Raw genomic sequence first — 23,520 nt, forward strand, 5'->3', positions numbered from 1 at the left:
GAGACCCTCACCAAGCAACCAGTCCAATTGGACTGCCAGTTGATCGATTCACTGGAAGCGGATGGGAGGTGGATGGGGTGTGGATGCTTCTGTTCCAGACACTGCGGGGACTCCTGGAAGTCGGCGTCGGTCTGCTGGCACAGGCACGGCTCGGCGTGGTGGGTGTGGCGCTCCTGTTCGTGATCGGCGTGGGCATACGCGCGCGCCACAGCGGACTGGCCGTGGGGGCCGTCGTGGTGCTGGCACTGCTGATGACTCAGGCCTGACCCCGGACCGCCTCCAGCACCGTCTGCAACGAGCCGACGACTTCTGTGGCACCGGCGTCGCGCAGCAGCTTCTCCTTGGCCTTGTTACGCGCGTAGCCGAGAAACGGGACGCCGGCCTTCCGCGCGGCCTGAAGGTCGGAGGGTGTGTCGCCGATCATCAGCGCGGCCGAGGGAGCCGCGCCGAGGGCGTGCAGCGCGCGGTTGAGGCAGTGCGGGTGGGGCTTGAGGTGGTGGAGGTCCTGGGTGCGGCCGTAGACGTGCGGCGCGAAGCAGGCGAGGAGGCCGCGGCTCGTCAGGTACGCGCGGACCACGCGGGGGGAGTTGTTGGTGGTGATCGCCAGCCGGGAGCCCACCGCCGTCCAGGTGCGTATCAGCGGGTCGGCGTAGGCGGTGGGCATCGCCAGGGGCGCGGCCTTCAGTTCCTCTTTGGTGAGACGTTCCTCCAGCTCGGCCACCAGGTCACTGCCGCGCTGTCGCCGGTCGACGGCGCGCAGCACGGCGTGCGGGTCCAGGGACTGCCGCTCCCGCTCCGTCAGCAGCCCCCGCAACCCCCTCCCCTCCAGCCACTCCACGAGGTCGCTCGCCACGCCCTCCGCCGAGTGGCCGGCGAAGAGCCGGCAGATCGGGCCGTCGAAGTCCCACAGGACTACGCGCGCGTGTGCGATGAGGGCCCGCAGTCCTTCGGTGTCGTCGCGGGTCCGTGAGGTCGCCGATGTCACCTGATCAGTCTGGGTCGTATCAGAAGTCACTAGGAGAGTGTCAGGTCCGTCGTGATGGTTTCCCAGAGGGCGTCGAACCACAGCTGCGACTGCTCCACGAACGCCGCGTCCCGCCGGCCCGCCTGCCGCTCGAAGGAGAACAGCAGGGACTCGGTGCCCAGGACGTCGTACATGTCCAGGGTGCCGCTCGGGTCGTCCTCCGCGCGGCGCGTGACCATGTAGTACGCCATCAGCGCCTCCGTGCCGTTGAGCAGGTACAGCTTCACCGGCGGCGTGAACGGCAGCGCGCGGAAGGTCACGCGTACGTCGATGCCGTGCGAGGTGCGCAGGGCGCGGAGGTTGTGCTGGAGGACATGGCCCTGGGCGTTGCGCTGGGCGAGCCAGCGCCTGTGGACGGGGTCCTCGTCGTCGCCGCCGCCCTCGACCGAGATGGGGAAGGCGAGGTTGATCTCCCGGGACGGCAGCAGGATGCGTACGTCGATCGACTGCGGGTGGACGCGGCCCTCGTGGATCGCGCGGACCGGCTCGCTCAGCGCCAGCATCAGGGTCTCGGCGGTCAGGCAGGCGGCGTCGACGCGGACGTGGGGGGCGGCGAAGGCCGCCGTCAGCCGGGGCGCGAGGCCGACCATCGTGGGCTGGGGCTCGCCGCTGCTCGCCACGGCGGGTTCCGCGATGCGCGGCGGGCTGCCCTTGCTGACGTTGCTGAGCAGGCCGTCCTCCTGGAGGGCGCGCAGGGCCTGGCGGACGGTGCCGCGTTCCACGCCGAACTCCTCGGCCAGCTCGGCCTGGGTGGGCAGGCGGTCGCCCGCCTTCAGGTCGCCGCTGCGGATACGGTCCCGCAGGGTGTCGGCGATCTCCCGGGGGGAGAGCCTTCTGCCGCCGTTCACTGCCACGTTCTCCTGGGTCACGACCAAACGCTACAACTCAAAACCATCTGATGGCAGTTGCCTGAGAGTTGTTTATGGACATCTGCCAAGTGGGGACAACTTAATCAAAGTTGGTTGCCAACTTCCCGGCAACTCGCCCGAGTTGGCGGAAGCTTTGCCTCCCCGGCAGCCAGAAGGGGGACACACCATGCCAGCCCTCGCTCTCCTCTCCGCGGTCTTCGTCGTCGGCTTCGAGCAGATCGTCGCATGGCAGTACGGCGCGACCGGCGTGGTCGGCCTGCTCCTGCTCACCGTAGGAATCAAGGCGAAGAGCCCGGCCGTCAGCTCCATCGGGGCGGTCGTGCTCGCTCTCCTCGTGACCGGCCCCGCCAGGTGAACGACCCGCACCTCCGGGAGACGTCAGTTCATGAGCACCAACTCCGAACTGATCGTCTCCCACAGTGCGTTGAACCAGAGGTGCGACTGCTCGACGAACGCCGCGTCGCGCAGCCCGGCGCCCTGCTCGAAGGCGAACAGCATCGACCGGGTGCCCTCGGCGTCGTACAGCTGGAGCTGCTCGTGATCGATCTCCTCCTCGCGGCGCCTGAGCGTGTAGTACGCGAACAGCGCCTCCGTGCCGTTGAGCAGGTACAGCTTCACCGGCGGTGTGAACGGCAGGGCGCGAAAGGAGACCCGCACGTCGATCCCGTGCGTGGAGCGCAGCGCCAGCAGATTGTGCTGGAGCACCTGCCCCTGGGCGTTGCGCATCGCGAGCCACCGCCGGTGCAGCCGGTCGGCGTCCGCCGGGTCCACCGCTGCCGGGAAGGCGAGGTCGATGTCCCGGCTGGGCAGCAGGACCCGTACGTCGACCTTGGCCGGTTTCAGCTCACCCGCGTGGATCCGGCGCAGCGGCTCGCCCATCGAGAGCGTGAGCGATATCGAGGTCAGGCAGAGGGCCTCGATCGCCACGTGCGGGGCCGCGAAGGCGGCCGCTATCCGCGGGGCGAGCGCCACGGTGGTGGGCTGCGGCGGGGCTTCCGGACCGGCCGGCGCCCGCTCGGGGTCGGGGGCCACCGTCGCCGGGCTCCCTTTGGACACGTTGGTGAGCAGCCGCTCCTCCTGCAGGATGCGCAGGGCCTGGCGGACCGTCCCGCGATCCACGCCGAACTCCTCGGCCAGCTGGGCCTGGGTGGGCATGCGCCGGCCCGGCTGCAGGACCCGGTCCCTGATCCGGGCGCGCAGCACGTCGGCCACCTCGCGGTGTGACATCTGTGGCGGCTGTGGCCTCTTCCGTCCACTGACGGAGACGTGTTCCCGGTCCACAACCAAACACTACAACTTCCCGCCATCTTGTGGCAGTTCAGAGGTGGGTGGTTATGAGTCGCTTCCAAGTGGAGATACGTACAGTGGAGTTGGTCACCAACTTCGGCAACGTGGTCAAGAATCCCGAAGGTTGGCCACCAGGGCGGAGACCAGGAACACCATGATCGGCGGGCTGACCGGGCTCCCTTCCGGAGGGGAGCCGGGAGTTCGGTCGCTCGGCACAGTCACAACTGCACAGCGACAACTGAACAAGCAGAGTGCACAGCCACAACCGAAGAGCACGCTACGGATAGCGGAAACACGGAAAACACCCACCCGCCCCCCGGCAGGAAGGAGCACTCAGAACAGGTCCGGGCACCAAGGCCGCCTGGACGTGCGCAGCAGGGCGTCGGCCGAACGGGCGGCGCCCGCTCGTTCTTCCCGCACCCGGCCCAGCGCCGCCAGCCGCACCGCCGACTCGTCGCCCAGCCACAGCGCCGCCAGATCGGCGACGTCCAGCGTGAGGTCGGCGCTCTCGGTGCTCGGCGCGCAGGACGCGCCCTGCGCCGACGCCTGAAGCCGGTACCGCCCACCCGAGAGCCCTCCCGCGTCGACGACCTCCAGCACCAGCGACCCCGAGCCCTCGTACGTCCGCGCCTGAAGCGCCCGTACGACGTCCAGCACCCGCACCCACAGCCAGTCGGACTGCACGGTCAGCCGGGCGGCCCGCGGGTCCGGCAGGAGCAGCGGCAGCAGGTCGTCCGGGGCCCGCCAGCCCGACTTCACCTGCGTGATCCAGTCGATGGAGCACAGGAAGTGCCACAGGGCGCGCTCGGCGGCCGGTGTCACCGCGATCAGCCAGTTCACGTCGGCCGTGTTGTGCGGCTGTTTCCTGTGCCAGTTGTCGTCCGACTCGTAGGAGACCAGACCCTCGACCTCGCCGGTGGCCGAGCGGTACAGGGCGTAGTAGGGCTCGGTCCAGGAGCCGCCGAGGCGTACGGCGCCGGTGTTGACCCGCCACCACAGCTCGTCGCGGCTGACCGCGCCTGGCTGGGCCCGGCGCAGGCGCTCGTGCAGTTCGGGGCCGAGCTTGCGGACGTCCTCGGCGTCCACGAGGTCGATCCGCCCGCCGTCCGCCGGGCCCGACCAGCGGCGGTCGAGGCCGGTGCGGGTCACGTCGACGGTCCACTCGGCGGCCCAGGTGGCCGGGCCGAAGCCGTAGCGGCCGTAGATCGGGTACTCGGCGGCGATCAGCGTCGCGACGACGTCGCCGCGCTCCTTCGCCGCCGTCAGGTCCTGGGTCATCATGCGGCTGAGCAGGCCACGGCGGCGGTGCGTCGGGCTGACGGTGACGTTGGAGACGGCGTCGGCGGGCACGAAGGCGCCGCCCACGGCCGTGATCTCCTGCGCGAAGGAACGGAACGTCGCCACACACCGGTCCCCGTCGAACGCCCCCAGCAGCCGCCCCGGCACGAACTGGGGGCGCCGTGCCTCCACCTGCTCCTCGGTCAGCGTGGGCTCGCGCAGGAACCCGACGTTCATGGCGCGATGCCAGTCCTTGAACTCGGCTTCGGTGATCGGGCGTACGGGCAGCTCGTCGCGACGCGTCATGAGTGCACGGTAGGCATGCGACGGGGCGGGTGTCGCGGGGTTTTCTCCCGCCCCGGCCCCACCGCATCAAGCCGTCACATCAAGCCGTCACAAGCCGTCACACCAGTCCGTCACACCAAGCCGTCACACCAAGCCGTCACACCAAGCCGTCACACCAACAGGTCGTCGACCTGCGCCTCCCCCTCCCGATACCGCCGCGCGATCTCCGCACTGCACTGGTCCGTGGTCCGCTGCAGCCGCTGCCGCCGCCGGGAGACCTGCTGCTCGTACCGCACGAGCCGCCCCATCGCGGTGGTCAGCTCCAGGTCGGTACGCGCGTCCAGCGCGGACAGCTCGACCTCGGCCAGCATGTCCGCGGCCAGCCGCCGGTACTCCTCGTTGTGCGGGGTGCCCAGCGTGACATGGCGCGCGGAGGAGCGGTGCCGGGCCGGGGCGTCCGTGAGGATCTCCGGCAGCCGCTCGACCACCGACGGCTCGGCCGTGTCCGGGTCCACCGGGGACGCCGGGCCCCGGCGCGCCAGCTCCGCCCGCAGGATGTCGATCCGCCCCTGGAGCAGCCGTCGTACATAACTGAGATCCGCCTCGTCGCGCTGGGCGTCCCGGCGCAGGGTGCGCAGTTCGGCCAGGCTCAGCGCGGTCAGATCGGGCGCGGGCGGATCGGGCGGCAGCTGTGGGCTGTCGGTGCGTTGCACGGGTGGCCGGAGTGATTCCTGCGCTCCCGTGTGGGTCAACGAGACAGCCCCAGGCGGCTGCCCGGTACTCGGTGTTCTCATGTGCCTCTACCGTCCCCTCGACCGGCTGTGGCAACATCGTGCCACCCCAAGTGGCCGCTATGTGACCGAGTGCCCCCGAACAGCCCCAGATGGGGGCTTAGGGATCAAAAAGAATGCTGGTACGGACCAAAGAATGCTGGTACGGACCGCCTGCGAAGCCCGGTGATATCGCCCGGCATGATGGTCGTATGCGTGCAGTGGTGCAGAGGGTGGACGGCGCGAGCGTCGTTGTTGACGGCGAGACCGTCGGGGAGATCATCGGTGAGGGGCTGTGCGTCCTGGTCGGCGTGACGCACGAGGACACCAAGGAGAAGGCGGCGCAGCTCGCCCGCAAGCTGTGGTCGCTGCGGATGCTGCACGACGAGAAGTCGTGCAGCGACATCGACGCCCCGCTCCTCGTGATCAGCCAGTTCACCCTGTACGGCGACGCGCGTAAGGGCCGCCGCCCCACCTGGAACGCGGCCGCGCCCGGCGACGTGGCCGAGCCGCTGGTCGACGAGGTGGTCGCGCAGCTGCGCGCGTTGGGCGCGACGGTGCAGACGGGCCGGTTCGGCGCGCGGATGCGGGTGTCGCTGACGAACGACGGCCCGTTCACCGTCCTGCTGGAGATCTAGGACCGATCCAGGGGGACTTCAGGGTTCTACGACGACTTCCTGGGCCGCGGCCGTCGTGTCCGCCACCAGCGGCGCGTCCACCGGCACGTTCCGCTTCACCAGCGCCAGCGCCACCGGGCCGAGCTCGTGGTGCCGTACGGACGTCGTCACAAAGCCGATCTTGCGGCCGTCCGGGCCCTCGTCCGCGAGCCGCAGCTCGGTGCCGTGCGTCGGCAGGTGCACCTCGCTGCCGTCGAGGTGGAGGAAGACCAGCCGGCGCGGCGGCTTGCCCAGGTTCTGCACCCGGGCGACGGTCTCCTGCCCCCGGTAGCAGCCCTTCTGCAGATGCACGGCGGTGCCGATCCAGCCCAGTTCGTGCGGGATGGTGCGGTGGTCGGTCTCGAAGCCGAGCCGGGGCCGGTGCTGCTCGACGCGCAGCGCCTCGTACGCCAGGATCCCGACCGCGGGCCCGGCCTGCGCGGCGTACGCCTCCAGGTCGGCGCGCGGGAGGAAGAGATCACGGCCGTACGCCGTCTCCCGTACGACGACTCCCTCCGGCACCTCGGCGATGGAACCGGCGGGCAGGTGGACGACGGCGAAGTCGGCGGTGCGGTCGGTGACCTCGACCCTGTAGAAGAACTTCATGGACTCCAGGTACGCGATCAGCGCGTCCTGGGTGCCCGGTTCGACGTGGGCCCAGACGGTCGTGCCGTCGTCCACGAGGTAGAGCGCGTGCTCGATGTGGCCGTGCGCGGACAGGATCAGCGCCTCGGTGGCCTCACCCGGGGGCAGCTCGCTGACGTGCTGGGTGAGCAGCAGATGCAGCCAGCTCAGCCGGTCCTCGCCGGAGACGGTGACGACGCCGCGGTGGGAGAGGTCGACGAAACCGGTGCCGTCGGCGAGGGCGCGCTGCTCGCGGAACAGGTCGCCGTAGTGGGCGGCGACGCCTTCGTCCACCCCTTCGGCGGGGACGGCGCCGGGCAGGGACAGCAGGGGGCTTTTCATACGGCAAGCCTACGACGTGGTACTTGAACCCTTCAGGGAACAGTCCTGGCACCGGCCGAAGATCGCGAAGTGCTTCATGTCGGTGTCGAAACCGAACTGCCGGCGCAGCTTGGCCGTGAACTCCGCGGCCACGTCCACGTCGGCCTCGATGACGTTCTCGCAGTCCCGGCACACCAGGTGCAGGTGGTGGTGGCGGTCGGCGAGGTGGTACGTCGGCGCCCCGTGGCCCAGGTGCGCGTGGCTGACCAGCCCCAGCTCCTCCAGCAGCTCCAGCGTGCGGTACACCGTCGAAATATTGACCCCCGACGCCGTCTTCCTCACTTCCACGAGGATGTCGTCGGGGGTCGCGTGCTCCAGGGTGTCCACGGCTTCGAGCACGAGCTGCCGCTGCGGCGTCAGCCGGTAGCCGCGCTGCCTGAGGTCACTCTTCCAGTCGGTGCTCACCACACCCCGAGTCTAGGGCCACCCGGAGACCTACTTGAAGAAAGCGATCCCGTCGTCCGGGAGGTCGTCCGGCAGTGCCTTCGCCCAGCGCTCGACGTCCTCCGGGGTGACGACCTTCTTCAGCTGGGCCGACATGTACGGCCGCAGCTCGACTTGGGGGGTCTGCTTCTCGCCGACCCACATCAGGTCGCTCTTGACGTAGCCGTACAGCCGCTTGCCGCCGCTGTACGGGCGGGAGGCGGCAGTGCGCGCGACGGCGTCCGTGGCCAGGTCGATCTGCGGCTTCTGGTGGGCCAGCTCGCCGTACCAGATCTCGATGACACCGTCGTCGCGGGTCATCGTGACCTCGACCTTGCGGTCGGCGTCGATGCGCCAGAAGCCGTGCTCGGACTCCAGCGGCCTGACCTTGTTGCCGTCCTTGTCGAGCACCCAGGTCCGGGAGTGGTACTCCAGGAAGTCCCGGCCGTCGTGCGTGAAGGAGACCTCCTGCCCGAAGTTGCACTTCTCGGCGCCGGGGAAGTCGTGCACGCCCGCGCCCGCCCAGTTGCCGAGCAGGAAGGCGAGGGGGACGAGGTCCTTGTGGAGGTCGGACGGGATCTCGATCATGAGCAGCTCAGACGTCTCGGTGCGGGTGTGGGCGTGGGTCAGCGCTGGCCCTGGTACAGCTTCTTCACGGCCAGACCGGTGAAGGCGAGGACGCCGACGCAGACCAGGACCAGCAGAATTTCGAAGAAGAGGATCACGGGGTGCTCCTTGGTGAGCGGGGTGCGTGGTGCACAAGGCCGTGCTCCAGCTTACGCGGCGGGGGCACGGCCCTCTGTGTGAGGTACGCCCTCAGCCCGTACGAGCTGCCGACCTCCCGGCCGACGACGGCGACCCGATGGATCTTGATTACGATTCCATCATGGCGAAGAAGCTCGTGATCAAGGTGACGGCGGGGGCGGACGCCCCCGAACGCTGCTCGCAGGCGTTCACGGTCGCGGCGGTGGCCGTGGCGAGCGGCGTGGACGTCTCGGTCTGGCTGACCGGCGAGTCCGCCTGGTTCGCCCTGCCGGGCCGGGCGGCCGAGTTCGAACTGCCGCACGCCGCTCCGCTGCCCGACCTGATCGAGTCGGTCCTCGCCGCCGGCCGCCTCACCCTGTGCACCCAGTGCGCGGCCCGCCGCGACATCACGGAGAAGGACGTGATCGAGGGCGTGCGGATCGCCGGGGCGCAGGTGTTCGTACAGGAGGCGCTGGGGGAGGACACACAGGCGCTCGTCTACTGACCGGCAGCCCCAGCGGCCATCGGCGTCACCGCGGCTTCTTCTTGCCGTCCAGTTCGTCCCACCACTCGTCCGACTGGGGGTCACCGGAGGGGTCGTCCCACCAGCGGTCCTCCGGGCCCCGGCGGTTGGCGATCACCGCGGCGACGGGCGGGATCACCATCGCGACCACGCACATGCCGACGGCCACCGGTGTCGACCACAGCCGTACGACTCCCCAGGCCAGGACGAACAGCGCGATGCAGGTGCCCATCATGGCGAAGTAGACGTGCCGTCGCCGCGCGTACATGTCTCCAGCGTAGGTCCGCGCACACGGAAGGGCCGCGTCCCAGGTGTCCAACCCGCGGGACGCGGCCCTTCTGCTCAGCTGTTCGGCGCCGGGTCGTCAGACCGCGATCGCGACCTCCGCCAAGCCGCCCTTCTGGGCGACGACCGTGCGGTCGGCGGTGGCGCCACCGGGCACCAGGGCGCGGACGGTCCAGGTGCCCTCGGCCGCGTAGAAGCGGAACTGGCCCGTCGCGGAGGTCGGCACCTCCGCCGTGAACTCGCCGGTCGAGTCCAGCAGACGGACATAGCCCGTCACCGGCTCGCCGTCGCGGGTCACCTGACCCTGGATCGTGGTCTCACCGGGCTTGATCGTCGAGGCGTCGGGGCCGCCGGCCTTCGCTCCACACATGTCTTTCTCCAGAAGGGGTCTGACCGGAAGGTCGGTCGGGATGGATTACTTGTTGGCGCCGAGCTCGATCGGCACGCCGACGAGGGAGCCGTACTCGGTCCAGGAGCCGTCGTAGTTCTTGACGTTCTCCACGCCGAGCAGCTCGTGCAGCACGAACCAGGTCAGCGCGGAGCGCTCACCGATACGGCAGTAGGCGATGGTGTCCTTGGCCAGGTCCACGTTCTCCTCGGCGTAGAGGGCCTTCAGCTCCTCGTCCGACTTGAACGTGCCGTCGTCGTTGGCGTTCTTCGACCACGGGATGTTGCGGGCGGTCGGGACGTGACCCGGGCGCTGCGACTGCTCCTGCGGCAGGTGCGCCGGGGCGAGCAGCTTGCCGGAGAACTCGTCGGGCGAGCGGACGTCGACCAGGTTCTGCGAACCGATGGCGGCGACCACGTCGTCACGGAAGGCGCGGATCGAGGTGTCCTGCGGCTTGGCCCTGTACTCGGTCCTGGCCCGCTCCGGCACCTCCTCGACCAGCTCCCGGGCGTCCAGCTCCCACTTCTTGCGGCCACCGTCGAGCAGCTTGACGTTCTCGTGGCCGTAGAGCTTGAAGTACCAGTAGGCGTACGAGGCGAACCAGTTGTTGTTGCCGCCGTAGAGGATCACCAGCGTGTCGTTGGCGATGCCCTTCTCCGACAGCAGCTTCTCGAAGCCGGCCTGGTCGATGAAGTCGCGGCGGACCGGGTCCTGGAGGTCCTTGGTCCAGTCGATCCGGATGGCGTTCTTGATGTGGTTCTTCTCGTACGCGGTGGTGTCCTCGTCGACCTCGACAATGGCGATGTTCGGGTCGTCCAGGTGCTCCTGCAGCCAGTCGGCGTCTACCAGGACGTCGCTGCGGCTCATGCTTTCTCCTCCGGGGCAGTTGCGGCGGGGCGTGCGAGTGCGAGGGTGCGCTGGTGCCGGTACGGCCGACGCGGCGCACGAGTGCCCTCAGCAGGGCAGGGGGTGAAATGCGGAAGTCGAGGGCTTCCGCTCAGAAGGGGCGACAGAGCATGGCGGCAACGCGGCACAGGTCTACTGCCCGCCGCTTCGTGAGATCCGCCTGTCGCTTCATGGCGTCGAGCTTAGGGACGGTTGGGCGGGCGTGTCACCGGTGTGTCGAATGGTGAGACGTAATCGTCCGGGATATGGGAACGCAAAGCGCCCGGCACGCCGTGGCACGGCCTCCGGGCGCTTGCGTACGCCGTCACATCTGCGGTACGGACGGGGGTGTCTCGCCTGTCGGACAGACGGCTTGGTGTCCGGCCCGGTCCTACCCGGCCAGCCGCACGTTCGAACCCCGCACCGAGATCTCCACCCCGTTCTGCGCCGCCTCGACCTTGTCCAGCTGGACGCCGCCGGGGAGGTCGTCGATGGCCTGCTGGAAGTCGGTGATCTCACGGACCGAGCTCTCGGCGAGGTCCAGGCCCGCCAGGTCCGGCAGGGAGTCGGTGCGCACCTCGACGGTGTCGCCCTTGACGCTGACCGTGCTGAGCACGGACATCTGCCGGGTGCCGATGACGGGCGCCTCGGCCTCCAGCCCGACCTTGATCTTGCCGTTGCCGCCGTCGGACAGGCTCACCACGCGGGCGGTGATGCCGGGGGCGACCTCCGTGGGCTCGGACTTGGCGGCCTTGAGCAGCTCGTCGTAGGCGATGGTCGCCGTGCCGGTCGCGGAGGCGGCCGTGGCGGAACTGAAGTCGCCGGAGAAGTCGACGCCCTTCATGTTCGCCCGCAGGTCGTCGATCCGGATCCGCTCACCGTCGCCCGCGGCGGCCTCGTAGTCCTGGATGCCCACCTCGACGTCGTCCAGCGTGCCGCCGGCGACCTGGGTGAGGAACGGGAAGCCGTTGATGGACACCTCGGGCGTGGCGGACAGGCCCTCGGTGGTGCGCAGCCGGTCCGCGACCTCGCCCTCGGCGAAGTTGACCGCGAGCCGGTCGGCGGCCACGAACAGTCCGCCCAGGATCACGACGACGATCAGAAGTATTCGCAGCGCGCGCATGTTTCCCTACCCAGGCGGTCAGTCACGGACGACGGTCACCGTAACGCCAAAGGGAACACCCGCCGACACATTGTCGATCACCTGTGACAGGCGATACGTCAGACCAGCGCGCGCCCCAGCACCCACAGCACCGGCGCCGCCACGCTCAACGGCAGGGCCACACCCGCCGTGAAGTGGACGAACCGGGACGGGTAGTCGTAGCTCGCCACCCGGTGCCCGATCAGCGCACAGGCCCCGGCCGCCGCGCCGAGCAGCGCACCGCCGTTGCCCACGCCGGTCATGCCGCCCACCGCGATGCCCGCCCCGGCCGCCGCGAGCAGCGCGACGACCACGGAGGCCGGTGTGGGCAGCGGCAGCGCCCGGGCCAGGACCGCCACGGCGACCGCGGCGGCGCCGACGGTGACCGCGTCCGGCTCGGCGGCCAGATGGCCGGTCGCGATGATGGCCAGCGCGGCCGAGACGACCGTCGCCATCAGGCCGTACATCCGCGTGTCCGGGTCGGCGTGCGAGCGCAGTTGCAGCACGAGCGTCAGCAGCACCCACACCCCGAGCGTGCCGAGGATCGCGGCGGGCGCCTGCTCGCGCCCGGCGACCAGCAGCGCCACGTCGGCGGTCAGCGCGCCCGCGAACGCCAGCGCGATGCCCTGCCGGGCCGGCCACATGCCGTTCAGCCGGAACCAGCCCGCGGCCGTGACGGCCTGCAGCAGGACCAGCGGGACGAGCAGGGCGTACGAGCCGAGGGCCGCGCCACCGGCCAGCAGCAGGCCGAGCACCGCGGTGAGCGCGGCGGGCCGCAGCCCGGGCTCGATGATCGGGGAGCGCCCTTCGAGACGGGCCCGCTGAGCGGCCGTGAGCGGCGCCTCAGGGACCGGCTGGGGCTCCTCCTCGTACGACTGCCGCGCCCACTGCCCGCTCTCCGGGGGCTGCCGCGGGACGTACGCCGGGGTCGGCTGGGCCTGCGTGTCCCAGGTCTGGCCCTCCCACTGCTGGGTGTACTGGGCGGCGGCGTACGGCTGCTGGTACGGGGGGTGTCCCTGCTGGTACTGGGGGTGTCCCTGCTGGTACTGCGGGGTCTGCTGGTGCGGGGGCTGTCCCTGCTGGTACTGCGGGGTCTGCTGGTGCGGGGGCTGTCCCTGCTGGTACGGGTCGTATCCGCCGTCGTACATGCCCTCGTACGGCTGGTTGCTCATCGGTGTGGTCACCCTCCTGCGAACGGCGGGAGCACCTCGACCGTGCCGCCCTCGGCCAGCCGTACCGTCTCATGCCCGCGGGTTCCCACGGGGTCACCGTCGACGAGGAACGAGCATCGCTGCAGGACGCGCACCAGTTCCCCGGGGTGTCGCTCGCGCACGGCGTCGAGCGCCTCGGCGAGCGTGGCCGCGTCGAACGGCTCCTCGGCGATTCCGGCCGCGGCCTTCGCGGCCGCCCAGTAGCGCACCGTGACCTTTGCCATCTCGTCCTCTAGTCCATTGGTCCATCGCTCTGGTCAGTCGGCAGAACCGGCTGTGATGAACGCCAGGCTAGCCCGCCGCACCGACAGCCCAGTCCCCGATCCGGTCCAGGAGTTCGTCGGTGGCCGCGTGTTCGGCGTGGCCCATGCCGGGCTCCAGCCAGAGTTCGCCGTGGTCACCGGCGGCCGCGGCCAGCATGTGGGGGTGGTCGACGGGGAAGTAGCCGTCGCGGTCGCCGTGGACGATGAGCAGCGGCGTCGGCGCGATCCGGGGGACCGCCTCGACCGGCGAGAGCGGGACGGCGTTCCAGCCCCGGTGGTGGATCCGGGTGCGCAAGCCGTAGCGGCCCAGCAGGCGGCCCTCGGGGCGGGTCACCAGCCAGTGGACGCGGCGCATGGGGGCCGTACCCCGGTAGTACCAGCGGGCCGGGGCGCTCACCGACACCACCGCCTCGGCCTGCCGGCCGTGCAGGGCCGCGTGCCGGAGCACCACCGAGCCCCCCATGGAGAAGCCGACGGTCACCACGCGCGCGTGCCCCTGTTCCCGCGCCCACGCCACCGCCGCCGCCAGGTCGAAGACCTCACGGTCGCCGACGGTGGAGCGCCCGCCGGACGCCCCGTGGCCCCGGAAGGAGAACGTGATCACGGCGCCGTACCGCGCGAACGCCCTGGCGACCCGTCGTACGTGCGGCTTGTCCACATCGCCGGTGAAACCGTGCGCCACGACGAACGCCGGATGGCCGGAGGGCGGCGTCAGGGTTTCGTATACGGCCGCACCCGGTTCGTATACGGCGTCGATCCGCACACCGTCTGCGGTGTGCAGAAACGTCCGCAATGGTGCGGGTCTGCTCGCCCCGGGCGTCTCATACTTCGGACGAACGGTGGTGGATCGTGCCACTTGGCCTGCCGGACCGTTGCTCATGTGGGCTATTCTGCTGGGCAGAGGACTCGGGCAGCGTAGCCCCCGGGTCCTTTTGTGCTTTCGGAAGCGTTGTATACGAGGCGGAACACCGCAGGTGACCGCAGGTGTACGGGCCCCGGGAACGCAGAGCAGTGCCGCACCGCACAAACGTCCTCGCAGGGACCGAGGAGGAACCAGACGTATGAGTTCTCTGCTGCTCCTGACCAACGCCCTCCAGCCGTCGACGGAGGTGCTCCCCGCCCTCGGTCTGCTGCTGCACAACGTGCGCGTGGCACCGGCGGAGGGACCCGCCCTCGTCGACACCCCGGGCGCCGACGTCATCCTCGTCGACGGCCGGCGTGACCTCCCGCAGGTACGCAGCCTCTGCCAGCTGCTCCGCTCCACCGGCCCCGGCTGCCCCCTCATCCTCGTGGTGACCGAGGGCGGCCTCGCCGCCGTCACCGCCGACTGGGGCATCGACGACGTCCTCCTCGACACCGCCGGACCCGCCGAGGTGGAGGCACGCCTGCGCCTCGCCATGGGCCGGCAGCAGATCGTCAACGACGACTCCCCGATGGAGATCCGCAACGGCGACCTGTCCGTGGACGAGGCGACGTACAGCGCCAAGCTCAAGGGGCGCGTCCTCGACCTCACCTTCAAGGAGTTCGAGCTCCTGAAGTACCTCGCCCAGCACCCGGGCCGCGTCTTCACCCGCGCCCAGCTGCTCCAGGAGGTCTGGGGCTACGACTACTTCGGCGGCACCCGAACGGTCGACGTCCATGTACGACGGCTGCGCGCCAAGCTCGGCCCCGAGCACGAGTCGCTGATCGGAACCGTCCGCAACGTCGGTTATCGATTCGTTACGCCGGAGAAGGTGGACCGCGCCGCGGACGAAGCCAAGGCCAAGGCCGCCCGGCCAAAGCCGGAGGATGCGGACGAGACGGCCCCGCTGGGCGCCGCTGAGGTCCCGGCCGACGCGTAGCGCCCGCGCGGGCGCTCCTCAAGGGGTGCGCCCGCTCGCGCGCGGGCGGGCAGAAGGCGCCGTACGCCCTGCCCAGAGCCGGTCCATCCGCGTAGACTCCGCGCGTGGCCAAGGTGACTCGGGATGATGTGGCGCGGCTGGCGGGGACCTCCACCGCGGTGGTCAGCTACGTCATCAACAACGGACCCCGGCCGGTCGCCCCGGCCACGCGCGAGCGTGTCCTCGCCGCCATCAAGGAGCTGGGCTACCGGCCCGACCGGGTCGCCCAGGCGATGGCCTCCCGGCGCACCGACCTCATAGGCCTGATCGTCCCGGACGCCCGCCAGCCGTTCTTCGGCGAGATGGCGCACGCGGTGGAATGGGCCGCGGCCGAGCGCGGGAAGATGGTGCTCGTAGGGAACTCCGACTACGTCGGCGAGCGCGAGGTCCACTACCTGCGGGCGTTCCTCGGGATGCGGGTCTCCGGGCTGATCCTGGTCAGCCACGCGCTGAACGACCTGGCCGCCGCCGAGATCGAGGCCTGGGACGCCCGGGTCGTCCTGCTGCACGAACGCCCCGAGGCCATCGACGACGTCGCCGTCGTGACGGACGACCTGGGCGGCGCCCGGCTCGCCGTACGCCACCTGCTGGAACACGGCTACGAGTACGTCGCCTGTATGGGCGGCACCGCGCAGACCCCGGCCGTCGGTGACCCGGTCTCCGACCACGTCGAGGGCTGGCGGCGCGCCATGGCCGAGGCCGGGCTGCCCACCGAGGGACGGCTGTTCGAGGCGCCGTACAACCGCTACGACGCGTACCGGGTGGCCCTGGAGATTCTGTCGGGCCCGGATCGCCCGCCCGCCATCTTCTGCTCCACCGACGACCAGGCCATCGGCCTGCTGCGCGCGGCACGCGAGCTGCGGATCGACGTGCCCGGGGAGCTGGCCGTGGCCGGCTTCGACGACATCAAGGAGGCGGCGCTGGCGGATCCGCCGCTGACCACGATCGCCTCGGACCGGTCGGCGATGGCGCGCGCGGCGGTGGACCTCGTCCTCGACGACGGGCTGCGGGTGGCGGGGTCGCGGCGGGAGCGGCTGAAGGTGTTCCCGTCGCGGCTGGTGGTGCGGCGGTCGTGCGGGTGCACGTGACCGCTGTACGAGGCTGTATGAGGCGTCCCTGAGAGACGCCGCCGACCTGCGAGAAGCGGCTTTATATCGGGCATACGAGGTTCTGCCGGGCTTCTCAGGCGGCACTCAGGGAGCTCTCATGGTCGGGCGACAAGCTCATGGACATGACCGAGAGCTTCCGCCGCGACGGCGAGTACGAGAACCGTGAAAACCCGTACCAGGGCGGGCAGCAGCACGCCTCCTCTCCTGTCAACCCCGAGTGGCCGCCCCCGCCGCCGCCGCACCAGCCGACGGAGCCCGTGGCCGCGCCGCCCAGGGCGAGGAAGCGCAACCGGGGACCGGTCGCGCTGCTCGCCGCCGTGGCGATCGTCGCCGCGGCCGTGGGCGGCGGCACGGCGTACGGCATCCAGGAGCTGACCGGCACCGACACGGTGGCCTCCTCCAGCACCAGCACGAACGTCGTGCCGTCCAGCCAGAAGGGCACGGTCGCCGGGGTCGCCAGGGCGGTCAGCCCGAGCATCGTCGAGATCAACGCCACCTCGAACGCCGGTTCGTCCACCGGTTCCGGCGTGATCATCACCAGTGACGGCGAGATCATCACCAACAACCACGTGATCTCCGGTGCCTCCCGGATCAAGGTGACGACCAGCGACGGAAAGTCGTACACCGCCAAGGTCGTCGGCACGGACAGCAAGAAGGACCTCGCGCTGATCAAGCTGGAGGACGCCTCCGGCCTGAAGGCGGCCACCCTCGGCGACTCCGACGGCGTGCAGGTCGGCGACGAGGTCGTGGCGATCGGCTCACCCGAGGGCCTGACCGGCACCGTCACCAGCGGCATCGTCTCCGCCCTGAACCGTGACGTGACCGTCTCGACCGACGAGAGCCAGGGTCAGCAGCAGTGGCAGCAGGGCGGCGGCTGGCCGTTCGAGTTCGGCGGCCAGCAGTTCAACGGCGACACCGGGTCCTCCACGACGACGTACAAGGCGATCCAGACCGACGCCTCCCTCAACCCTGGCAACTCCGGCGGCGCGCTGATCGACATGAACGGCAACATCATCGGGATCAACTCCGCGATGTACTCGGCGGCGGACTCGTCGTCCGACGCGGGCAGCGTGGGGCTCGGGTTCGCGATTCCGATCAACACCGTCAAGGCCGATCTGGCGACGCTGCGGGCGGGTTCGACCGAGTAGGAGGACGGCATGATCAAGCAGGTGTTCCACGAGGTGCCCGGCGTGGGCGCGACGGACCTCGGACTGGCCCTTGAGGTGGCGTCCGAACGGCACGCCCCTCAGTCGGTGACCCGGGCCCAGGAGGTGGCGCCCGGCCCCGGCGCCGGGCGCCGTGCCTCCGCCCGCCGCCGCGTCACCGCCCGCGGCTAGGGCCTGTCCGGCGGATCAGGTCGCAGGGAAGCGTCGGCGACCGGCGACAACGCCGCAGGTGGGCGTGCCACGCCCCGCGTCTGCGGCATGATCCGCCGGACAGGCCCTGACCCTTTCCGGCACCGCCCGCAAACATGCGAGGCTGACACCGTCAGACTCCCCTCCACCGCATCCGAGGAACCCGAGCATGAGCCCCGCCGAAGGCGACCGTGACCCCCAGCGCATCCTCATCGTCGACGACGAGCCGGCGGTGCGCGAAGCACTCCAGCGCAGCCTCGCCTTCGAGGGGTACGCCACGGAGGTCGCGGTCGACGGCGCGGACGCCCTGGAGAAGGCGACCGCGTACCAGCCCGACCTGGTCGTCCTCGACATCCAGATGCCCCGCATGGACGGCCTGACCGCCGCGCGCCGCATCCGCGGCGCCGGCGACACGACGCCCATCCTGATGCTGACGGCCCGCGACACGGTCGGCGACCGGGTGACGGGACTGGACGCCGGGGCGGACGACTACCTGGTCAAGCCCTTCGAACTGGACGAGCTGTTCGCCCGTATCCGCGCCCTGCTGCGGCGCAGCTCGTACGCGGCGGCGGTGGCGGCAGCCGAGGCACAGCAGGACGAGGCGCTGGTCTTCGCCGACCTGCGCATGGACCTCGCGACGCGGGAGGTGACGCGGGGCGGGCGGCCGGTGGAGCTGACGCGCACGGAGTTCACCCTGCTGGAGATGTTCATGGCGCACCCGCGCCAGGTGCTCACGCGGGAGCAGATCCTGAAGGCGGTGTGGGGCTTCGACTTCGAGCCGTCGTCGAACTCGCTGGACGTGTACGTGATGTACCTGCGCCGCAAGACGGAGGCGGGCGGCGAGCCGCGGCTCGTGCACACCGTGCGGGGCGTGGGGTACGTCCTGCGGCAGGGCGGCGCGGAGTGAACGGGCTTTCCCGCCGGTTCCGCGCCCTTCCGATCCGCTCCCGGCTGGCGTTGCTGGTGGCGGCGGCGGTGGCGTTCGCGGTGGCGGCGGTTTCGGTGACGTGCTGGTTCATTGTGCAGGGGAAGCTGTACGGGCAGGTCGACGACGACCTCAAGAAGGCGTCGATCAGGATGCCCGGGCAGCTCCAGGACGCCCTCGACAACTGCACCGAGACCCCGTACGGCTCCGGCGTCTTCCGGAACACCTACTCCCAGCTGGTCCAGGAGGACGGCACCGTCTGCGTCCTGCAGGACTCCGCGGCAACGGTGAAGGTCACCCGGGCCGACACCGACGAGATCAAGAACGGGAACACCGGCGACATCTACTTCCGCAACGGCACGGCGGGGGACGGCACCGATGTGCGTGTGCTGACCCGGCCACTGGGCGCCACCACCACCGCCACCGGGGAGGCCGGGCCCAACGTCGGACTCGTCGTCGCCGTATCCCTGAAGAGCACCCAGAAGACCCTCAACGACCTCGCCCTGATCCTCCTCCTCGTCTCCGGCGTCGGTGTCGTCGGCGCCGGAGCCGCCGGTCTCGCGGTCGCCCGCGCGGGCCTGCGCCCCGTCGACAGGCTCACGGAGGCCGTCGAACACGTGGCCCGTACCGAGGACCTGAACGTCCGCATCCCGGTGGAGGACGACAGCGAGGACGAGGTCGCCCGCCTCTCGCACTCCTTCAACTCGATGACATCGGCGCTGGCCAGCTCCCGCGACCTGCAACAGCAACTCATCGCGGACGCCGGCCACGAACTCCGCACCCCTCTGACGTCCTTGCGGACCAACATCGAACTCCTCACCCGAAGCGAGGAAACCGGCCGCCCCATCCCCGAGGCCGACCGCAAGGCGCTGCTCGCCTCGGTGAAGGCCCAGATGACGGAACTGGCCGCGCTGATCGGCGACTTGCAGGAGCTGTCCCGCCCCGACACGGCCCAGCAGACGGGCAGGACACAGGTGATCGCCTTCCACGACGCCGTCGAGTCGGCCCTGCGCCGCGCCCGCCTGCGCGGCCCGGAGCTGACGATCACGGCGGACGTGCAGCCGTGGTACGTACGCGCGGAGCCGTCGGCGCTGGAGCGGGCGGTGGTCAACATCCTGGACAACGCGGTGAAGTTCAGCCCGGTCAGCGGCACGATCGAGGTCGTGTTGAACGACGGCACCTTGACCGTCCGCGACCACGGCCCCGGCATCCCCGCCGACGAACTCCCCCACGTCTTCGACCGCTTCTGGCGCTCACCGAGCGCCCGCGCCCTGCCGGGCTCCGGCCTCGGCCTGTCCATCGTGGCGCGTACGGTCCAGCAGGCGGGCGGCGAGGTCACGCTGGCCCGGGCGGACGGTGACGGCACGGTGGCCACCGTACGACTGCCGGGGGCGCCTACTCCGCCGCCGGAGAGGATGTAGGCGGGTCGGTCGCCTGCCAGACGATCTCATACTGGTTCGACGCACATGCTCTCCGGTAGATCGTGATCGGCATCGATCCCACGGAAGTACGGGTCCTTGGCGGTGACCAGCTCGGCGCGAGCCCCGTCAGCCTCACGATCCGCAGCGTGGGCAACAAGGGCGCTTCGCGTCGCCTTCCGCCATCCACGTTTTTGCCGCCCCCGGCAACCATCCACCTCCCAGCGGCAACTCACCAGCGACCAGCCCCTCCCACGGAACGGACCCGCGCATGAGTGAGCTCCGCCGCAAGCCCCGTCACCGTCACCGTCGGCGCAGAAACGCCCTCCTGATCGGCGTCCCCGCCGCACTCGCCGCCGCCGCGACCCTCGCCTACGGCACCGTCTTCGGCGTGTTCGGCGACGACGTGCAGACCACCGCGCAGGCCGCCGCCCCGTCCTGGGCCACCGCCACCGCCGACGGGTTCGCCTCCGTCAACAGCCTGGGTCAGAACGGTACTTACGGCGGGCGCGACGGCAGGACCGTCACCGTGCGGACGCCGGCCGAGCTGGAGAAGTACGCCACCGCCGCCGAGCCCTACGTGATCGTCGTCGCCGGGACCATCAACATGTCCCCCGTCGGCAAGGAGATCAAGGTCGCCTCCGACAAGACCATCGTCGGGGCCGGGACCGCCGGGCACATCGTCGGCGGTGGGTTCTTCCTCGGCAACGGCGTTCACAACGTGATCATCCGGAATCTGACCATCCGGGACTCGTACCAAGGCGTCTGGAACGACAAGGACCACGACTTCGACGCCATCCAGATGGACGGCGCCCACCACGTCTGGATCGATCACAACGACCTTCGGCACATGGCCGACGGCCTCATCGACGTCCGCAAGGACAGCACCAACATCACCGTCTCCTGGAACAAGCTGAGCGACAACAACAAGGCCTTCGGCATCGGCTGGACCCAGAACGTCGTCACCGACATCACGATCCACCACAACTGGATCCGCGAGACCGAGCAGCGCAACCCGTCCACCGACAACGCCGCCCACGCCCACCTCTACAACAACTTCCTGGAGGACACGGCGGGCACCACCATCGCCTCCTCCTACGGCAACTACGCCCGCGGGAAGACCAACATGGTCCTGGAGAACTCCTACTTCCAGCGCTTCAGGAACCCCGTCATCAGGGACAGCACCGCCACCCTCGTCCAGCGCGGCAACGTCTTCTCCGGCACCAGCGGCCGCAACGAGAGCGGCGGCGGCAGTGGCTTCGATCCGAAGCGTTACTACGGCTACCGCCTCGACAACGCCTCCGACGTCCCCGCGCTTCTCAGGTCCGGCGCCGGCCCTCGTACGTCCATCGGTACGACCACCAGGGCAGCGGCCGCCACCACCCTCACCGTCGCCAAGGACGGCTCCGGCCAGTACTCCACCGTCCAGGCCGCCGTCAACGCCGTCCCCGCGAACAACCCCTCCCGCGTCGTCATCGCCGTCAAGCCGGGCACGTACCGCGAGACCGTCAAGGTGCCGTCCAACAAGCCGCACGTCACCATCCAGGGCACCGGCGGCAGCCGTAAGGACACCGTCATCGTCCACGACAACGCCGCCGGGACGCCCAGGCCCGACGGTTCGGGTACGTACGGCACCAGCGGCAGCGCCACCGTCGCGGTCGAGGCCGACGACTTCCAGGCCCGCAACCTGACCATCACCAACGACTTCGACGAGAGGGCGAACCAGGGCCTCAGCGGGCATCAGGCCGTCGCACTGCGCACCGCCGCCGACAAGGTGTTCCTGGACAGCATCATCGTCAACGGCGACCAGGACACCCTCCTGCTCGACACCGCCGCCAAGGACCGGCTCGGCCGGGTCTACATGACCAACTCCTACGTCACCGGGAACGTGGACTTCGTCTTCGGGAGGGCCACCGCCGTCATCGACCGGTCCGTCCTCACGCTGAAGAAGCGGTGGAACGGGACCTCCGCCGGGTACATCACCGCGCCGAGCACCGCGGCCGACCGCAAGGGCTTCCTCATCAACCGTTCGACCGTGAACGGCGACGTCTCCGCCGCGAGCTTCTACCTCGGCCGCAACTGGCACGCCGGGGGCGACGCGTCGCTCCGCCCGCAGACCACGGTCCGCAACAGCACCCTGAGCGCCGCGATCAAGTCCACGCCGTGGTCCGACATGGGCGGCTTCTCCTGGAAGAACGACCGGTTCGCCGAGTACCGGAACACCGGCCCCGGCGCCGGATCCGCCAGCACCGACCGCCCGCAGCTCACCGACGCCCAGGCCACCGGCCAGGAGGTCACCGACTGGCTGGGCGACTGGACACCTACGGCGTCCTGACGGACCCGTCCGCCGGGCGCAGATGACCGACAAGTGCCCGGAACCGGCCCCACGCCTGAGGGAGCGTCCCGTCGCCCAACCGGTAGTGCAGGGCGGGTTCGGCGGCGTGACCGAGCGGCACGGGCGTGGGGCCGTGAGGCGGGCACTCGGCATGCGACCGGCCGACCCGCCGGGCCTCGTCACGGCCGAGCGTGAAGGTGACGGGCACCGGCGGCGCCTCGGCGTGCGCGGGAACGGTGAGGTCGCGGCGGCCCGCGCGCAGGGACGTGAGCAGTGTGACGAGACCGTGGCCGACGTCGAGTTCGGCGGCGAGCCCCTCCATGGCGTGCAGGGGCGGCGGCTCGTCCTCGCCGTATCCGAGCGCGACGGCGATGTCCTCCTCGACGCCCGCCGGTGTGCGCCGCACCCGGACCGTGGCCAGGGCCGGGCGATCGGAGTGCCCGACGGCGATCAGCCAGGTGGGCCGGGGTGCGCGGGACCGGGCCAGGTCTGTCAACCCCCTTGTCGACCAAGGCACGTTGACCGGTTCGGCGGTACTCCACCCGGTGGGCGCGGTGCCCGTCAGGTGGCGGAAACAGGTCTCCAGCGCGCGGCCGAGGACCAGGTCCGGGTCGGCGGGGTGACGGGTGCGAAGAGTCAGCAGCAGCTGGCGCTCACCCGTCCCGGCACCGACCGTGAAGGCCCCGGCGACCGGCGTGGTGCCCTGCTCATCGCGTACGGGGGTGAAGATGCCGCCCTTCCAGTGCAGCACGGCACCGGACAACCCGTCGTAGTAGCCGTGGTCGGGGTCCTGGACGACCCAGCGGTTGGGCAGGCCGCGCAACGCGGTGCGGTTGGGCAGGGTGAGACGTGCGGTGGGCGGGGTGACGATCTGCAGGGCGCGGTCGCTCTCGGTCGCCGTGCGCAGGGCGTCGGAGAGCCAGCTGGTCAGGGGGACCAGGGGGCGGTCCTGGATGACCACGGCAGTTCTCGGGGTGAGGACGTCGATGGCGGGGCCGCCGGTGGCGGGCGCCGCGGCGGCGGAGACGTCCGTGGTCAGGGGGACGACCTCGGTGGTGGCGGCCTCGGCCGGCCAGACCGTGCCGCCCAGGGCGGTGACCAGACGCCCGGCGAAGGAGCCCGCGAGGCGTCCGGCCTCCGGGACGGCCGTGGAGGCACGAGCCTCGGTCCACCACACCGGCCCAGCCTGCCCGGCACCGTCCACACCGTCCAGCAGGCGGGACGTCTCGCCCGGAACCTGGACCAGGATGGGGGCCTCCACGGAGACGAGGGGACGGCCGTTGGGGTCGCAGAGCTGGACGACGGCGCCGTCGGCGAGGGTGTGCACGCCCAGGTCGGGGCCACCGGCGTACAGGCCCGCCAGCAGCGCGCGCACGTCCGGCATCGTGGGGGTGAGGGCGATGACGTCCTTGGTCACAGGGCCTCTTCGGCGGCTTCGGTCGGCGCGTCGCGGAGGTGACG

28 protein-coding genes are annotated in these 23,520 nt (G+C 70.5%); 11 read left to right on the top strand and 17 right to left on the bottom strand.

Features of this window, described 5'->3' with window-relative positions:
- Positions 1-83 precede the first annotated feature (83 nt).
- A complete protein-coding gene (locus KWI83_RS14515) occupies positions 84-266 on the top strand; it encodes a hypothetical protein (RefSeq protein WP_218514762.1) in 183 nt (60 codons plus the stop codon).
- On the opposite strand, the gene KWI83_RS14520 is transcribed toward KWI83_RS14515, so the two are convergent.
- Both KWI83_RS14520 and KWI83_RS39755 read right to left on the bottom strand, forming a co-directional pair.
- A complete protein-coding gene (locus KWI83_RS14520) occupies positions 257-985 on the bottom strand; it encodes an HAD family hydrolase (RefSeq protein WP_374106299.1) in 729 nt (242 codons plus the stop codon). The two genes, KWI83_RS14515 and KWI83_RS14520, sit on opposite strands and share 10 nt — an antisense overlap.
- A 29-nt stretch (positions 986-1,014) precedes the next feature.
- Positions 1,015-1,899 carry a winged helix-turn-helix domain-containing protein gene (locus KWI83_RS39755; protein ID WP_218514764.1) on the bottom strand — a complete coding sequence of 295 codons (885 nt, stop codon included), beginning with the start codon at positions 1,897-1,899 and terminating at the stop codon, positions 1,015-1,017.
- A gap of 160 nt (positions 1,900-2,059) precedes the next feature.
- On the opposite strand from KWI83_RS39755, the gene KWI83_RS14530 reads away from it, so the two are divergent.
- On the top strand, positions 2,060-2,248 hold the full coding sequence (locus KWI83_RS14530) for a hypothetical protein (protein ID WP_218514765.1): 189 nt from the start codon (positions 2,060-2,062) through the stop codon (positions 2,246-2,248).
- A gap of 23 nt (positions 2,249-2,271) precedes the next feature.
- On the opposite strand, the gene KWI83_RS14535 is transcribed toward KWI83_RS14530, so the two are convergent.
- From KWI83_RS14535 to KWI83_RS14545, 3 genes are all read right to left on the bottom strand, one after another.
- Positions 2,272-3,120 carry a winged helix-turn-helix domain-containing protein gene (locus KWI83_RS14535; RefSeq protein ID WP_218514766.1) on the bottom strand — a complete coding sequence of 283 codons (849 nt, stop codon included), beginning with the start codon at positions 3,118-3,120 and terminating at the stop codon, positions 2,272-2,274.
- A gap of 393 nt (positions 3,121-3,513) precedes the next feature.
- Entirely contained in the window at positions 3,514-4,764 is a 1,251-nt protein-coding gene (locus KWI83_RS14540; protein WP_218514767.1) for a GNAT family N-acetyltransferase, read from the bottom strand.
- Positions 4,765-4,913: 149 nt separating this feature from the next.
- A complete protein-coding gene (locus KWI83_RS14545; protein ID WP_218514768.1) occupies positions 4,914-5,537 on the bottom strand; it encodes an aerial mycelium formation protein in 624 nt (207 codons plus the stop codon).
- A 188-nt stretch (positions 5,538-5,725) separates the two neighbouring features.
- On the opposite strand from KWI83_RS14545, the gene dtd reads away from it, so the two are divergent.
- On the top strand, positions 5,726-6,151 hold the full coding sequence (gene dtd / locus KWI83_RS14550) for a D-aminoacyl-tRNA deacylase (protein ID WP_218514769.1): 426 nt from the start codon (positions 5,726-5,728) through the stop codon (positions 6,149-6,151).
- Between the two features lie 18 nt (positions 6,152-6,169).
- On the opposite strand, the gene KWI83_RS14555 is transcribed toward dtd, so the two are convergent.
- Genes KWI83_RS14555 through KWI83_RS14565 form a run of 3 tightly spaced genes read right to left on the bottom strand, consistent with a single transcriptional unit; the run spans position 6,170 to position 8,185 of the window.
- A complete protein-coding gene (locus KWI83_RS14555) occupies positions 6,170-7,135 on the bottom strand; it encodes a folate-binding protein YgfZ (RefSeq protein WP_218514770.1) in 966 nt (321 codons plus the stop codon).
- 9 nt (positions 7,136-7,144) lie between these two features.
- Entirely contained in the window at positions 7,145-7,582 is a 438-nt protein-coding gene (locus tag KWI83_RS14560) for a Fur family transcriptional regulator (RefSeq protein ID WP_218514771.1), read from the bottom strand.
- A 27-nt stretch (positions 7,583-7,609) separates the two neighbouring features.
- The gene (locus tag KWI83_RS14565) at positions 7,610-8,185 is read right to left on the bottom strand and encodes an FABP family protein (protein WP_218514772.1); all 576 of its coding nucleotides are present in this window, start codon (positions 8,183-8,185) and stop codon (positions 7,610-7,612) included.
- Positions 8,186-8,483: 298 nt separating this feature from the next.
- Between KWI83_RS14565 and KWI83_RS14570 the strand changes: the two genes are divergently transcribed.
- Positions 8,484-8,846 (top strand): DsrE family protein, encoded by a 363-nt coding sequence (locus KWI83_RS14570; protein ID WP_218514773.1) that lies wholly within the window; start codon positions 8,484-8,486, stop codon positions 8,844-8,846.
- A 25-nt stretch (positions 8,847-8,871) separates the two neighbouring features.
- Here KWI83_RS14570 and KWI83_RS14575 read toward each other — a convergent pair whose 3' ends face one another.
- The 8 genes from KWI83_RS14575 to KWI83_RS14605 form a co-directional block, all read right to left on the bottom strand.
- Positions 8,872-9,132 carry a DUF3099 domain-containing protein gene (locus tag KWI83_RS14575; RefSeq protein ID WP_218514774.1) on the bottom strand — a complete coding sequence of 87 codons (261 nt, stop codon included), beginning with the start codon at positions 9,130-9,132 and terminating at the stop codon, positions 8,872-8,874.
- 96 nt (positions 9,133-9,228) lie between these two features.
- Positions 9,229-9,519 carry a DUF1416 domain-containing protein gene (locus KWI83_RS14580; RefSeq protein WP_039654704.1) on the bottom strand — a complete coding sequence of 97 codons (291 nt, stop codon included), beginning with the start codon at positions 9,517-9,519 and terminating at the stop codon, positions 9,229-9,231.
- Positions 9,520-9,564: 45 nt separating this feature from the next.
- Positions 9,565-10,404 carry a sulfurtransferase gene (locus KWI83_RS14585; protein WP_218514775.1) on the bottom strand — a complete coding sequence of 280 codons (840 nt, stop codon included), beginning with the start codon at positions 10,402-10,404 and terminating at the stop codon, positions 9,565-9,567.
- A gap of 130 nt (positions 10,405-10,534) precedes the next feature.
- Positions 10,535-10,615: an Ms5788A family Cys-rich leader peptide gene (locus KWI83_RS40265; RefSeq protein ID WP_350751515.1), complete on the bottom strand. Its 81-nt coding sequence runs from the start codon at positions 10,613-10,615 to the stop codon at positions 10,535-10,537.
- A 198-nt stretch (positions 10,616-10,813) separates the two neighbouring features.
- Positions 10,814-11,545 (bottom strand): DUF2993 domain-containing protein, encoded by a 732-nt coding sequence (locus KWI83_RS14590; RefSeq protein WP_218514776.1) that lies wholly within the window; start codon positions 11,543-11,545, stop codon positions 10,814-10,816.
- 98 nt (positions 11,546-11,643) lie between these two features.
- The gene (locus tag KWI83_RS14595; protein ID WP_218514777.1) at positions 11,644-12,735 is read right to left on the bottom strand and encodes a hypothetical protein; all 1,092 of its coding nucleotides are present in this window, start codon (positions 12,733-12,735) and stop codon (positions 11,644-11,646) included.
- Positions 12,736-12,743: 8 nt separating this feature from the next.
- A complete protein-coding gene (locus tag KWI83_RS14600; RefSeq protein ID WP_218514778.1) occupies positions 12,744-12,998 on the bottom strand; it encodes a MoaD/ThiS family protein in 255 nt (84 codons plus the stop codon).
- Positions 12,999-13,065: 67 nt separating this feature from the next.
- On the bottom strand, positions 13,066-13,917 hold the full coding sequence (locus tag KWI83_RS14605; protein ID WP_218514779.1) for an alpha/beta hydrolase: 852 nt from the start codon (positions 13,915-13,917) through the stop codon (positions 13,066-13,068).
- A 181-nt stretch (positions 13,918-14,098) separates the two neighbouring features.
- On the opposite strand from KWI83_RS14605, the gene KWI83_RS14610 reads away from it, so the two are divergent.
- The 7 genes from KWI83_RS14610 (at position 14,099) to KWI83_RS14640 (ending at position 22,059) form a co-directional block, all read left to right on the top strand.
- Complete coding sequence (locus KWI83_RS14610) at positions 14,099-14,878, top strand: response regulator transcription factor (RefSeq protein ID WP_218514780.1); 780 nt, start codon at positions 14,099-14,101, stop codon at positions 14,876-14,878.
- 104 nt (positions 14,879-14,982) lie between these two features.
- The gene (locus tag KWI83_RS14615; protein WP_218514781.1) at positions 14,983-16,005 is read left to right on the top strand and encodes a LacI family DNA-binding transcriptional regulator; all 1,023 of its coding nucleotides are present in this window, start codon (positions 14,983-14,985) and stop codon (positions 16,003-16,005) included.
- A gap of 143 nt (positions 16,006-16,148) precedes the next feature.
- Positions 16,149-17,174 carry a S1C family serine protease gene (locus KWI83_RS14620; protein WP_218514782.1) on the top strand — a complete coding sequence of 342 codons (1,026 nt, stop codon included), beginning with the start codon at positions 16,149-16,151 and terminating at the stop codon, positions 17,172-17,174.
- Between the two features lie 9 nt (positions 17,175-17,183).
- Positions 17,184-17,363, top strand: coding sequence for a hypothetical protein (locus tag KWI83_RS14625; RefSeq protein WP_218514783.1), 180 nt, complete (start codon positions 17,184-17,186; stop codon positions 17,361-17,363).
- Positions 17,364-17,550: 187 nt separating this feature from the next.
- Positions 17,551-18,288: a response regulator transcription factor gene (locus KWI83_RS14630; protein WP_218514784.1), complete on the top strand. Its 738-nt coding sequence runs from the start codon at positions 17,551-17,553 to the stop codon at positions 18,286-18,288.
- A complete protein-coding gene (locus KWI83_RS14635) occupies positions 18,285-19,727 on the top strand; it encodes a cell wall metabolism sensor histidine kinase WalK (protein ID WP_218514785.1) in 1,443 nt (480 codons plus the stop codon). Before KWI83_RS14630 ends, KWI83_RS14635 begins: the two co-directional genes overlap by 4 nt.
- 268 nt (positions 19,728-19,995) lie before the next feature.
- Positions 19,996-22,059 (top strand): pectinesterase family protein, encoded by a 2,064-nt coding sequence (locus KWI83_RS14640; protein WP_218514786.1) that lies wholly within the window; start codon positions 19,996-19,998, stop codon positions 22,057-22,059.
- Here the strand turns inward: KWI83_RS14640 and KWI83_RS14645 are convergent.
- Positions 22,046-23,476, bottom strand: coding sequence for a DUF6177 family protein (locus KWI83_RS14645; RefSeq protein ID WP_218514787.1), 1,431 nt, complete (start codon positions 23,474-23,476; stop codon positions 22,046-22,048). The two genes, KWI83_RS14640 and KWI83_RS14645, sit on opposite strands and share 14 nt — an antisense overlap.
- Positions 23,477-23,520 lie beyond the last annotated feature (44 nt).

The organism is Streptomyces sp. TRM70350 (assembly GCF_019219825.1).
Taxonomy (GTDB): Bacteria; Actinomycetota; Actinomycetes; order Streptomycetales; family Streptomycetaceae; genus Streptomyces.

Excerpts from the sequence above, each read along its gene's own strand:
- KWI83_RS14515 (WP_218514762.1), top strand. The coding sequence starts at position 84 with ATGCTTCTGTTCCAGACACTGCGGGGACTCCTGGAAGTCGGCGTCGGT.
- KWI83_RS14530 (WP_218514765.1), top strand. The coding sequence starts at position 2,060 with ATGCCAGCCCTCGCTCTCCTCTCCGCGGTCTTCGTCGTCGGCTTCGAG.
- KWI83_RS14535 (WP_218514766.1), bottom strand. The coding sequence starts at position 3,120 with ATGTCACACCGCGAGGTGGCCGACGTGCTGCGCGCCCGGATCAGGGAC.
- KWI83_RS14540 (WP_218514767.1), bottom strand. The coding sequence starts at position 4,764 with ATGACGCGTCGCGACGAGCTGCCCGTACGCCCGATCACCGAAGCCGAG.
- KWI83_RS14545 (WP_218514768.1), bottom strand. The coding sequence starts at position 5,537 with ATGAGAACACCGAGTACCGGGCAGCCGCCTGGGGCTGTCTCGTTGACC.
- dtd (WP_218514769.1), top strand. The coding sequence starts at position 5,726 with ATGCGTGCAGTGGTGCAGAGGGTGGACGGCGCGAGCGTCGTTGTTGAC.
- KWI83_RS14555 (WP_218514770.1), bottom strand. The coding sequence starts at position 7,135 with ATGAAAAGCCCCCTGCTGTCCCTGCCCGGCGCCGTCCCCGCCGAAGGG.
- KWI83_RS14565 (WP_218514772.1), bottom strand. The coding sequence starts at position 8,185 with ATGATCGAGATCCCGTCCGACCTCCACAAGGACCTCGTCCCCCTCGCC.
- KWI83_RS14570 (WP_218514773.1), top strand. The coding sequence starts at position 8,484 with ATGGCGAAGAAGCTCGTGATCAAGGTGACGGCGGGGGCGGACGCCCCC.
- KWI83_RS14575 (WP_218514774.1), bottom strand. The coding sequence starts at position 9,132 with ATGTACGCGCGGCGACGGCACGTCTACTTCGCCATGATGGGCACCTGC.
- KWI83_RS14580 (WP_039654704.1), bottom strand. The coding sequence starts at position 9,519 with ATGTGTGGAGCGAAGGCCGGCGGCCCCGACGCCTCGACGATCAAGCCC.
- KWI83_RS14585 (WP_218514775.1), bottom strand. The coding sequence starts at position 10,404 with ATGAGCCGCAGCGACGTCCTGGTAGACGCCGACTGGCTGCAGGAGCAC.
- KWI83_RS40265 (WP_350751515.1), bottom strand. The coding sequence starts at position 10,615 with ATGAAGCGACAGGCGGATCTCACGAAGCGGCGGGCAGTAGACCTGTGC.
- KWI83_RS14590 (WP_218514776.1), bottom strand. The coding sequence starts at position 11,545 with ATGCGCGCGCTGCGAATACTTCTGATCGTCGTCGTGATCCTGGGCGGA.
- KWI83_RS14595 (WP_218514777.1), bottom strand. The coding sequence starts at position 12,735 with ATGAGCAACCAGCCGTACGAGGGCATGTACGACGGCGGATACGACCCG.
- KWI83_RS14600 (WP_218514778.1), bottom strand. The coding sequence starts at position 12,998 with ATGGCAAAGGTCACGGTGCGCTACTGGGCGGCCGCGAAGGCCGCGGCC.
- KWI83_RS14605 (WP_218514779.1), bottom strand. The coding sequence starts at position 13,917 with ATGAGCAACGGTCCGGCAGGCCAAGTGGCACGATCCACCACCGTTCGT.
- KWI83_RS14610 (WP_218514780.1), top strand. The coding sequence starts at position 14,099 with ATGAGTTCTCTGCTGCTCCTGACCAACGCCCTCCAGCCGTCGACGGAG.
- KWI83_RS14620 (WP_218514782.1), top strand. The coding sequence starts at position 16,149 with ATGACCGAGAGCTTCCGCCGCGACGGCGAGTACGAGAACCGTGAAAAC.
- KWI83_RS14625 (WP_218514783.1), top strand. The coding sequence starts at position 17,184 with ATGATCAAGCAGGTGTTCCACGAGGTGCCCGGCGTGGGCGCGACGGAC.
- KWI83_RS14630 (WP_218514784.1), top strand. The coding sequence starts at position 17,551 with ATGAGCCCCGCCGAAGGCGACCGTGACCCCCAGCGCATCCTCATCGTC.
- KWI83_RS14640 (WP_218514786.1), top strand. The coding sequence starts at position 19,996 with ATGAGTGAGCTCCGCCGCAAGCCCCGTCACCGTCACCGTCGGCGCAGA.